This window comes from Helicovermis profundi, assembly GCF_033097505.1.
Lineage (GTDB): Bacteria > Bacillota > Clostridia > Peptostreptococcales > Acidaminobacteraceae > Helicovermis > Helicovermis profundi.
This window is the reverse complement of the sequence record NZ_AP028654.1, coordinates 1,655,167-1,666,141: the sequence shown is the minus strand read 5'-3', so window position 1 is coordinate 1,666,141 and position 10,975 is coordinate 1,655,167. Positions and strand designations below refer to the sequence as shown.

The following is a 10,975-nucleotide window of genomic DNA, read 5'->3' as shown; positions in this document are numbered from 1 at the left end:
GTTTTAGATATTAGTATATTAATTTTACTTTTATATAAAATTAACAGTTGATTTTTTATTTATTTTGTGTAGAATACATTTATAGTACTTAAAAACTAAAGGGGGAAAAATTAATGTTGTGTAAAGGTTTAAAAGAATGTGACAAGGAAATATTTGATGCACTTGAAAATGAATTTGTTAGAGAAAGAGATGGTATAGAACTTATAGCTTCTGAAAATAATGTTAGCCCTGCTGTTATGGAAGCAATGGGAAGTGTATTTACAAATAAATATGCTGAAGGTTATCCTGGAAAAAGGTACTATGGTGGTTGTGAATTTGTTGATGTTGCTGAGAATTTGGCTATTGATAGACTAAAAGAATTATTTAGCGCTGATCATGCTAATGTTCAACCTCATTCTGGAGCGAATGCTAACCTTGCTGTATATTTTGCAATGCTTAAGCCTGGAGATACTGTTATGGGTATGAATTTAACTCATGGTGGTCACTTAACTCATGGTAGTCACGTAAATATTTCTGGTGTATACTTTAATTTTGTTCCTTATGGAGTAAATAAAGAAACTGAAACTATTGATTATGATGAAGTTAGAAGAATCGCATTAGAATGCAAACCAAAAATGATTGTTGCAGGTGCAAGTGCTTATCCAAGAAAAATTGATTTTAAGAAGTTCAGAGATATATGCGATGAAGTTGGATGTTATTTGATGGTAGATATGGCTCATATCGCAGGTCTTGTTGTTGCTGGTTTACATGAAAATCCATGTGACTATGCAGAATTTGTTACTACTACAACTCATAAGACATTAAGGGGACCAAGAGGTGGAGCAATTCTTTGTAAAAAAGAATATGCAAAAGCAATCGATAAAGCAATATTCCCTGGAATACAAGGTGGTCCATTAATGCATGTGATTGCTGCAAAAGCAGTAAGCTTTAAAGAAGCTCTTTCTGAGGAATTTAAAGTGTATCAACACACTTTAGTTGAAAACTGTAATGTTATGGCTGAAACTTTAGTTTCTAGAGGATTTAAATTAGTTTCTGGTGGAACAGATAATCACCTTATGCTAGTTGATTTAAGAAATAAAGGATTAACTGGTAAAGCTGCTGAAAAGATGCTAGGTCAAGTTGATATTACAGTTAACAAGAATACGGTTCCTTTTGAGACTGAAAGTCCTTTTGTAACGAGTGGAATTAGAATTGGTACTGCAGCAGTTACAACAAGAGGAATGGGTAAAAATGAAATGAAGGCAATCGCAAATTTAATTGCGGATACTTTGGAAGAAAAATCAAGTATAAAAGAAATTACAGCTAAAGTAAAAGATATTTGCGCAGGATTTCCAATTTACTAAAAAACTGGAGGACGTATGGATACTAAAATTATCAGCAGTAACTTAGTGCAAAATATTTTGCATGAAATTCAAGAAGGGATTCATATTGTTGATAAAGATGGTGTTACTATACTATATAACTCCTCTATGGAAAAAATAGAAGGTCTTACTAAAGAAGATGTAATTGGGAAGCATATATTAGATGTGTTTCCCAATTGGTCTTACGAAAATAGTACGCTACTTACTGCTATAATGGAAAAAAGAGTTGTTAAAAAGGATATTCAATCTTATTTTAACTTTTCTGGAAAAAAAATAACTACAGAAAATATTACATATCCAATATTAGATGAAGATAGCAATATTATTGGTGCAGTGGAGATTGCTAAAAACTTTACAAATGTCGAAAAAATGTCTAAACAAATATTAAAATTAAGAAATAGAATTGATTTAGATGAAAAAAACGAAAAAGTTAGCAGATTTTATCATTTTGAAGATATTGTTGGAATTGATAAAAAATTTTTAAATGCTATAAAAATTGCGAAAAGAGCTACTAAAACAGATTCAAGCGTTCTTATTCAAGGAGAGACGGGTACTGGAAAAGAACTTATAGCTCAGAGTATTCATTCGGGAAGTAAAAGAACAAAATATGAATTTATTGCACAAAACTGTGCAGCGCTTCCTGAGAGTTTGCTTGAAGGAATTCTTTTTGGAACATCTAAAGGTTCATTTACTGGAGCTGAGAATAGGGCTGGATTATTTGAACAAGCTAATAAGGGAACCTTGTTTTTAGATGAGATTAATTCTATGAGTGATTCTCTTCAAGCTAAGATTTTAAGGGTGCTTCAAGAAGGATTTATAAGACGTGTTGGTGGACAAAAGGATATTAAAGTCGATGTTAGAATAATTGCTGCAACTAATATTAAATTAAAATTTTTAATCGATGAAGGATCCTTTAGGAAAGATTTATTTTATAGAATTAATGTTATAAATGTAAATTTGCCACCACTTCGCGAAAGAAAAGATGATATTCCAATGCTTACAGATTATTTTATCGAAAAATATAATAAAAAACTAGGTAAAGATATATGGATGCTAAGCGAGGAACTCAAAAATACATTTAAGAATTACTCTTGGAAAGGTAATATTCGTGAGCTTAAAAATTTTATTGAAAGTGCTATGAATATGGTTGATGATGAACATGTTATAAGTAAAGAACATATTCCAGGACATATAGACGAAATAATGAGTACGAAATCTAATATTATTGAAAATAGAAGTGTTAAAGAATTAAATCTTCCAGAAAATTTTTCTAATTTGAATTTATTTTTAGAGAATAAAGAAAAAGCGGTTATTGAATATTTTTTAATAGAAAACTCATATAATTTAACTCGTACTGCAAAATGTCTAAGTATTTCAAGACAAAATTTGCAATACAAAATAAAAAAATACAACCTAATGTAATAAACGCAAAATATTTTGCATGTACTATGCAAAATATTTTGCGTTTATTTTTTGCTAGCAATTTATGAATGTATATTGTTATATAAATTAGTGTATGTTTAATCAAGTAAAAAAATAATATTATTTTTTTTTTACTATTTTTTATTAGATTACCTTTGGAAATACAATATTTATACGAAAAAAATAGTAAGTTATGGTATGTATAATTATAAATTTTAAATCTTTGGCACGCAGTTTGCTATATTAAGTATTGACTAAAATATGGAGGTGCAAAAATGAATAAAGAAAACGTTAAAGTTGCAATATGGGGATTTGGTGCTATGGGAAGTGGAATGGCACGTATGTTATTAAACAAAAAAGGTGTAGAGATTGTTGGAGTTTGTGACATGCACCCTGAAAGAGTTAATAAAGATATATTTGAAGTTTTAGGTGTTGAAAAAGGAGAAAGAAAATCAGTTTTAATTAATCCTGAGATTAAAGAAGTATTAACTGAAAAATGTTGCGATATTTGTTTAATTGCTACAGATTCTTTTACTAAAAAAGCTTTTCCTAAATTAAAATTTGCCTTAGAGCAAAAAGTTAATGTAATTTCAACTGCTGAAGAAATGGCTTATCCAAAAGCTCAGAATCCTGAACTTGCAGCTGAACTTGATAAAATTGCTAAAGAGAACGGAGTTTCAATTTTAGGAACTGGAATTAACCCAGGTTTAATTATGGACTTATTAGTTGTAACTTTAACAGGTTGTATGACTGATGTAGAACATATTGAAGCAAAAAGAGTAAATAGTTTATCACCTTTTGGACCTGCTGTAATGGAAGAGCAAGGCGTTGGAATGAAAGTTGATGATTTTAATAGAGGCGTTGAAGATGGTTCTCTAGCAGGTCACGTTGGATTTTCTGAATCAATTAATATGATTGGTGACGCTATTGGCTGGAAGGTTGAAAAAATCGAACAACAAATGAAACCAATTGTTACAACAGTAGATAGACAAGCTCCTTACGGTTTTGCTGCTGCTGGAGATGTTGCTGGAGTAAATATGACTGGTCAAGGACATGTTAATGGATCTGTACTAATCGATATGATTCACCCACAACAAATTGAGCCAGAAATGGAAGGAACTTTTACTGGTGATTATATTTCTATAAAAGGTACTCCAGAAGTGAATATGGTTATAAAACCTGAAGTAGAAGGCGGACTTGGAACAATTGCAATGTGTTGTAATATGATCCCTCACGTTATCAATTCTCATCCTGGTCTTAAGACTATGATTGATTTACCAGTTCCAAGAGCAATTATGGGAGATATGAGAGAATTTATTTATAGAGGATAATAGGTGATATGATGGAATTCAAAAAAGGTGATTGGGTTAAAATATATAATGTAGTTTTAACGAAAGATGAAAGAGCACCGCAAGTTCCTGATGACACTAAAAATGTGCCACTAGAAATGTGGGTTAAAGGATTTGCTTTAATTGATGGTAAAAAAGGCGATAAAATTGAAGTTAAGACTATAACAGGTAGAAAAGCTGAGGGAGAGGTTGTTGAAATTGAACCAACATTTACTCACTCTTTCGGAAACAATATTCCTGAGTTGTTAAAAATCGGAATGGATTTAAAAGAAATTCTTTTTGGAGGTGCAGATAATGAAAAATAATTCATATGAAGCTGTAATGTCAAGAAGAAACGAAATAATGAAAAAAGCTGTAGGAATTGATTATTCTAAGTTTGAAGCTAAAGGTATCGGTTTTGATTATGAGAAGATGATGAAGGAAACTGGTTACTCTTTAAAAGAAATGCAAGAAATGCAAAGTTTTAGTGGAGTTGGTAACACACCACTTTATGAACTTAGAAATTTGACGGCATTAGCTAGAAAGTTTTCTGAAAAAGGTAAAGGCGCAAGAATTTTTGTTAAAGATGAAGCGTCAAATCCTTCTGGAAGCTTTAAAGCAAGGAGAGCAGCAAATGCTGTATTTCATGCAAAAAAATTAGGCTATAAAGGTGTAATTGCTGCAACTAGTGGAAACTACGGAGCTGCTGTAGCATCTCAAGCTGCAATTCATGGACTTAAATGCATAATTGTACAAGAATGCTATGATTCAAAAGGAATGGGACAACCTGAAATAATAGAAAAAGCTAGAAAATGTGAAGCATACGGCGCAGAAGTAATTCAGCTTTCTGTTGGACCAGAACTATTCTATACTTTCTTAGGACTACTTGAAGAGACTGGTTATTTCAACGCATCTCTTTACACTCCATTTGGTATTGCAGGTGTTGAAACTCTTGGATACGAAATAGCTATGCAGTTTAGAGAACTTGAAAATAGAGATCCTGATGTTGTTGTTTGCACAAATGCAGGCGGTGGAAATTTAACAGGTACTGCAAGAGGTCTTGAAAAAGCAGGAGCTAAAAGCACTAAAGTAGTAGCTGCTAGTGTTGATTTAAGTGGACTTCATATGGCAAGTGATACGCAATTTAACAAAAAATCTTTTACTACAGGACACACTGGTTTTGGAATACCGTTTTCAACTTGGCCAGATAGATCTGATGTTCCTCGTTCTGCTGCTCGTCCACTTAGATATATGGACAGGTACGTTACAGTAACTCAAGGTCAAGTATTTTATATGACTGAAGCATTTGCACAATTAGAAGGTCTTGAAAGAGGACCAGCTGGAAATGTTTCACTTGCTGCGGCGTTTAGTATTGCAAGAGAAATGGACGAAGATCAAATAATAGTTGTTCAAGAAACTGAATATACTGGTGCAGGAAAACATATTCAACCGCAATTATCTTTTGCAAGAGATAATGGAATCGAAATTAAATTTGGTAATCCAAATGACGAAATTCCAGGGAAAAATATTATTTTTCCTGAAACTCCAGATCTTCTAAAAGCAAAAGATTTAGACTTAGATAAAATAAAAACATCTTTAGTTAAAAATGCAATTAAACAAAACAATTTAACTTCTGTAAGCAATGAAGATATTGAATTTTTAATGGAAGATACAAATACAAATAAAGACTTCGTTATAAATGCACTGAAAGAACTTAATGTAACTATTAAATAAAAATGGAGGAATTATGAAAGGCTACCTAAAGAGAGACGATGATTTTCAAACTAGAAGAAAAGATTTAGTTAATTTAACTGATGAAGAAATAAAAGCAAAATTCTGGCAACTTGCAGAAACACTTGTTGATCCTTTACTTGATCTTGCAAAGACTCATACTTCACCTGCAGTTGAAAGATCAATTGTATTAAGAATGGGATTTTCAAGTCTTGAAGCTAAACCAATTGTTGATGGTGCAATAGAAAGAGGATTAATTGGTAAAGGTGTAGGAAATATAATTTACAGAGTATCTAAGAAGAATAATATTTCTATTAGACAAGCAGGACTTGAACTAATGGAAGGGAAAAGATGGGATGAAGCTATTGAAATATTTAAAGGAGGTCAGAAATAATGAAAAAATATGATATTAATGAAAAAATGGATATCAGAGAAATACTTTCTGATCTTGAAAACTACAGACCAAAGAGAAAAGGTTGGCTTTGGAGAAAAAAAGTTAATAAATTAATTTTAGGACAACATGAGTATCATGATTGTGCTGAAGGCTTAACTAATTCAATTGGAATACCTGCAGCTGTTAGATATTTTGATAATTTAGATCCACAACCTCAAGAAACTATCACTACAGAAATAGCATCTGGTAGATTTGAAGATGATATTAGAAGAATGAGAATGGCAGCTTGGCACGGAGCTGACCATATAATGGTTATTAGAACTGCTGGACAATCTCATTTTGATGGACTTATAGAAGGAACTCCACAAGGAATTGGCGGAGTAGCTGTTTCTAGAAAGCAAGTAAGAGCTCATAGAAAAGCGCTTGATTTTATAGAAGATGAAGTTGGTAGACCAATTAATTATCATTCATATGTTTCAGGTGTTGCTGGTCCTGATATTGCTGTTATGTTTGCAGAAGAAGGCGTTAACGGTGCTCATCAAGATCCGCAGTATAATGTACTTTATAGAAATATTAATATGGTAAGATCATTTGTTGATGCTGCTGAATCAAAAAAAGTTATGGCTGCTGTAGATATGGCACAAATAGATGGCGCGCATAATGCAAATGCTACTGCTAGAGATGCTTGGAAGGTTATGCCAGAACTAATGGTTCAGCACGGACTTAACTCAATATTCTCACATAAAGCTGGTATGAAAAAAGAAAATATTTGTCTTTCAACAGTTCCGCCTACAGCTGCACCAATGCCATGTACTAAATATGATCTTCCTTATGCTGTTGCTTTAAGAGATTTATTTAGTGAATATAAGATGAGAGCACAGCAAAATACTAAGTATATTACATCATCTTCAAGAGAAGCTACAGTTACTCATGTTATGAATATGATGATTTCAAAACTTACAAGCGCTGATATTCAATCAACAATTACACCAGATGAAGGTAGAAATGTGCCTTGGCATATGTATAATATTGAAGCATGTGATACTGCAAAACAAACTTTAGTTGGTTTAGACGGTATACTAGAAATGGTTGAAGTAAAAAAAGATGGCTTCATGAAAAAAGAAGTTAGAGAATTAAAAGAAAGAGCAATTCTTTATATGGAAGAAATGATTGAACAAGGCGGATACTTTGAATCTGTTCAAAAAGGATTCTTCATAGATTCAGGTAAATATCCTGAAAGAAACGGAGACGGTATTGGTAGACAGATTGATGGCGGAGTTGGTGCTGGAACTGTTTATACAAGAGATGATGATTATTTTGCTCCAGTTACTGCTCATTATGGTTATAATAATGCAGCTCAGTACGGTGAAGAAATAGCTAAGAATCCTTCTGCTGCAATTAATGGAGATACATTAGAAAACGCAGATAAAATTATTTTTATTGACGAACTTGATGACGTTGATAATGTAAATACTAGAATGGATGCTAATGAGAAATATAGAAATACTAATTTAATTAAGCCAGAAGTTGAGTGGTTAGCTGATGGTACAGTTCAACTTGAAATTTTCTTGCCAACTAATCAAAGAACTGCAGAATTTGCAGCAATTGAATTTGCTAAGAAAATGAATTTAAAAGACGTAGAAGTAATTCATTCAGAAATGCTTCATCCTGCTGAAGGATCTAGAATTCAATTAAAAGGTAAAGTTGAGTTTGATATTGACTTAGATACTCTTGTAATTCCTCCACTTCCTGATTTACTTAATGATGAAGAAATTAGAGAAGATGTAGACAAGGAGTCGTTCCTAATTGTTGCAGCAACTGTTGGACAAGATGAGCATTCAGTTGGACTTAGAGAAGTAATTGATATTAAACATGGTGGAATTGAAAAATATGGTATGGATGTTGAGTATCTTGGAACATCTTGTCCAGTTGAAAAACTTGTAGACGCAGCAATTGAATTAAATGCAAATGCTATTCTTGCTTCTACAATTATTTCTCATGACGACGTTCATTATAAAAACATGAAGAGATTACATGAATATGCAATAGAAAAAGGCGTAAGAGATAAATTAATTATTTGCGCAGGTGGAACTCAAGTTACACCAGAAATTGCTGTTAAAAATGGAATGGATCAAGGTTTTGGAAAATCAGATAGAGGAAACCATGTAGCATCATTCTTTATTAAGAAAAGAAGAGAAATGAAAAACGCATAGGATTTTAAGCGGTAAAATATTATTGGCTTAATTAATAATAGGTTTCTTGCTTAATGCGAGAAGCCTATTTTTTATGAGGTGAAATATGAAATTTGATGTTTTAGTAGCAGAAATAGGAAGTACTACTACGGTAGTAAATGCTTTTAGTGATTTAAATACTGAAAACCCTTTGTTCGTAGGACAAGGTCAGTCACCAACAACAGTCAAAGAGGGAAATGTTAATATTGGTTTAAATAGTGCTATAAAAGATTTGCGCAGTAAATTAAATCTTGAAGAAATTTCTTATGATTTAATGCTTGCAACCAGCAGTGCGGCAGGTGGTCTTAAGATGACTGTCCATGGACTTGTTTATGATATGACTGCAAAAGCTGCAAAAGAAGCAGCACTTGGAGCAGGAGCAAATATTCACTTTTTAACAGCAGGTAAATTAAGAAGATTAGATATAAAGAAAATTAAAGATTTATCACCAAATATAATTTTAATAGCTGGTGGAGTAGATTACGGTGAAAGAGATACAGCTATTTATAATGCAGAAAAAATTGCTGAACTTGACTTACATGTACCTGTTATTTACGCGGGTAATATTGAAAATCAAGAAGAAATTAAACTTATATTTGAAGAAAATAATAAAGAACATTTATTATATATTGTAGATAATGTTTATCCTAAAATAGATACTTTAAATGTAGAGCCTACTAGAAAAGTTATTCAAGATGTATTTGAAGAACACATTATTCATGCACCAGGTATGGAACATGTCAAAGAACTTGTGATGGGACCTATTATTCCAACACCAGGCGCTGTAATGGAAGCATCAAAAATATTGAGAGAAGATATTGGGGATTTGGTTACTGTTGATGTAGGCGGAGCTACCACTGATATCCATTCAGTTACTGATGGTTCAGAAGAAATTAATTCAATACTAATAAGTCCAGAACCAACTGCAAAAAGAACTGTAGAAGGGGATTTAGGCGTTTATGTAAATATGAAAAATATAGTTGATATAATTGGATTAAAAAAACTTGAAGAAGATTTGAAAGTAGAAGCTAGTTTGCTTAATTCTCTAATAGAAAACCATGTGGCAATTCCGAATAATAAAAATCAAATTACTTTTGTAGAAAGACTTACTGAAGAAGCAGTAATAGTATCTTCAAATAGGCATGCGGGTGGTTTTAGAGATTTATTTGTTGGTGGTGGAAAGAAAAGTATTGCTGAAGGTAAAGATTTAAGTAATGTGAGATATATTATAGGTACAGGCGGTGCTCTTACAAGGCTTCCAAAGAGAATCAAAATTTTAAAACGCATTGCATTAAGTAATAGAGGAGATAAACTTCTTCCAAATAAAGAAGCTAAAATACTAATTGATAATGATTATATTATGGCATCTTTAGGTGTTTTATCTAAAGAAAATAAAATAGCCGCAATTAAGTTGCTTAAAAAAAGCTTAGATTTTAAGGAGGACTAATGTATCCAAAACTAAAAATTAATCTTTGTAAACTTGAAGAAAATACAAAGTTTATCAAAGAAAAATGTGATAAAAATGGTATAAGTATAATGGTTGTAACTAAATCGTTTTGTGCGTTAAATAGTGCTGCTAAAGCTGTAGTTGACGGTGGAGCTGATATGTTAGCCGATTCTAGAATATCAAATTTAGTAAAAATAAAAGATTTGAAGGTTCCTAAAGTCTTACTTAGGTTACCTATGCTTTCTGAAACTAAGGAAGTTGTTAAATTTGCGGATATTAGTCTTAATTCTGAAATTGATACTATAAAATCATTATCTGTTGAAGCTAATAAATTGAATAAAATTCATAATGTTTTATTAATGATTGATCTAGGTGATTTAAGAGAAGGAATTCTGCCTTGTGACGTTGATAAAACGGTTGAAGAAATTCTTAAACTTTCTGGTGTTAATTTATATGGTATCGGAGTTAATCTTACATGTTACGGTGGAGTTATTCCTGATGAAATTAACCTTGGAAAATTAACTGAAATTGCTACTAATATTGAAAATAAATTTAAAATTAAATTAGAAATGATTTCTGGAGGAAATTCAAGCAGTATTTATTTACTTGATAATGGTAAAATGCCAAGTAAAATCAATAATTTAAGGCCTGGAGAAGTTATTGTTCTTGGAAGAGAAACTGCGTTTGGCGAATTAATTGAAGGAATGCACACTGATATATTTACATTAGAAGCAGAAGTAATTGAGCTAAAGGAAAAAGACTCTATTCCTACTGGCAATATTGGTATGGATGCTTTTGGAAATAATCCTGTTTTTTTAGACAAAGGAAAAATGAAAAGAGCTATAATTGCCATTGGAAGGCAAGATGTTAATCCAGACGGACTAACTCCATATGACAAAGATATTGAAATTGTAGGGGCAAGCAGTGATCATTTGATCCTTGATTTAACAAATACAGGTAAAGACTATAGCATAGGTAGTGTGATAAAGTTTAATATTGACTATGGTGCACTTTTGATGCTTACTACTTCTGAATATATTGAAAAAGAATATATAAAGTAA

General features: G+C 31.9%; 9 protein-coding genes. All 9 read left to right on the top strand.

The window, feature by feature from the left end; translation table 11 throughout:
- The first annotated feature begins 113 nt into the window (after positions 1–113).
- The gene (glyA, locus tag AACH12_RS07295; RefSeq protein ID WP_338534778.1) at positions 114–1,343 is read left to right on the top strand and encodes a serine hydroxymethyltransferase; all 1,230 of its coding nucleotides are present in this window, start codon (positions 114–116) and stop codon (positions 1,341–1,343) included.
- A gap of 15 nt (positions 1,344–1,358) precedes the next feature.
- Positions 1,359–2,783: a sigma-54 interaction domain-containing protein gene (locus AACH12_RS07290; RefSeq protein ID WP_338534777.1), complete on the top strand. Its 1,425-nt coding sequence runs from the start codon at positions 1,359–1,361 to the stop codon at positions 2,781–2,783.
- Positions 2,784–3,058: 275 nt separating this feature from the next.
- Positions 3,059–4,114, top strand: coding sequence for a 2,4-diaminopentanoate dehydrogenase (gene ord, locus AACH12_RS07285; RefSeq protein ID WP_338534776.1), 1,056 nt, complete (start codon positions 3,059–3,061; stop codon positions 4,112–4,114).
- An 11-nt stretch (positions 4,115–4,125) separates the two neighbouring features.
- Positions 4,126–4,437 carry a 2-amino-4-oxopentanoate thiolase subunit OrtA gene (gene ortA, locus AACH12_RS07280; RefSeq protein ID WP_338534775.1) on the top strand — a complete coding sequence of 104 codons (312 nt, stop codon included), beginning with the start codon at positions 4,126–4,128 and terminating at the stop codon, positions 4,435–4,437.
- Entirely contained in the window at positions 4,427–5,845 is a 1,419-nt protein-coding gene (ortB, locus tag AACH12_RS07275) for a 2-amino-4-oxopentanoate thiolase subunit OrtB (RefSeq protein ID WP_338534774.1), read from the top strand. Before ortA ends, ortB begins: the two co-directional genes overlap by 11 nt.
- A gap of 13 nt (positions 5,846–5,858) precedes the next feature.
- Entirely contained in the window at positions 5,859–6,236 is a 378-nt protein-coding gene (locus AACH12_RS07270) for an ornithine aminomutase subunit alpha (protein WP_338534773.1), read from the top strand.
- Positions 6,236–8,449, top strand: coding sequence for a D-ornithine 4,5-aminomutase subunit OraE (gene oraE / locus AACH12_RS07265; RefSeq protein WP_338534772.1), 2,214 nt, complete (start codon positions 6,236–6,238; stop codon positions 8,447–8,449). The genes AACH12_RS07270 and oraE overlap by 1 nt, the downstream gene beginning before the upstream one ends.
- 85 nt (positions 8,450–8,534) lie before the next feature.
- Complete coding sequence (locus tag AACH12_RS07260; protein ID WP_338534771.1) at positions 8,535–9,914, top strand: GlmL-related ornithine degradation protein; 1,380 nt, start codon at positions 8,535–8,537, stop codon at positions 9,912–9,914.
- On the top strand, positions 9,914–10,975 hold the full coding sequence (gene orr / locus AACH12_RS07255) for an ornithine racemase Orr (protein WP_338534770.1): 1,062 nt from the start codon (positions 9,914–9,916) through the stop codon (positions 10,973–10,975). The genes AACH12_RS07260 and orr overlap by 1 nt, the downstream gene beginning before the upstream one ends.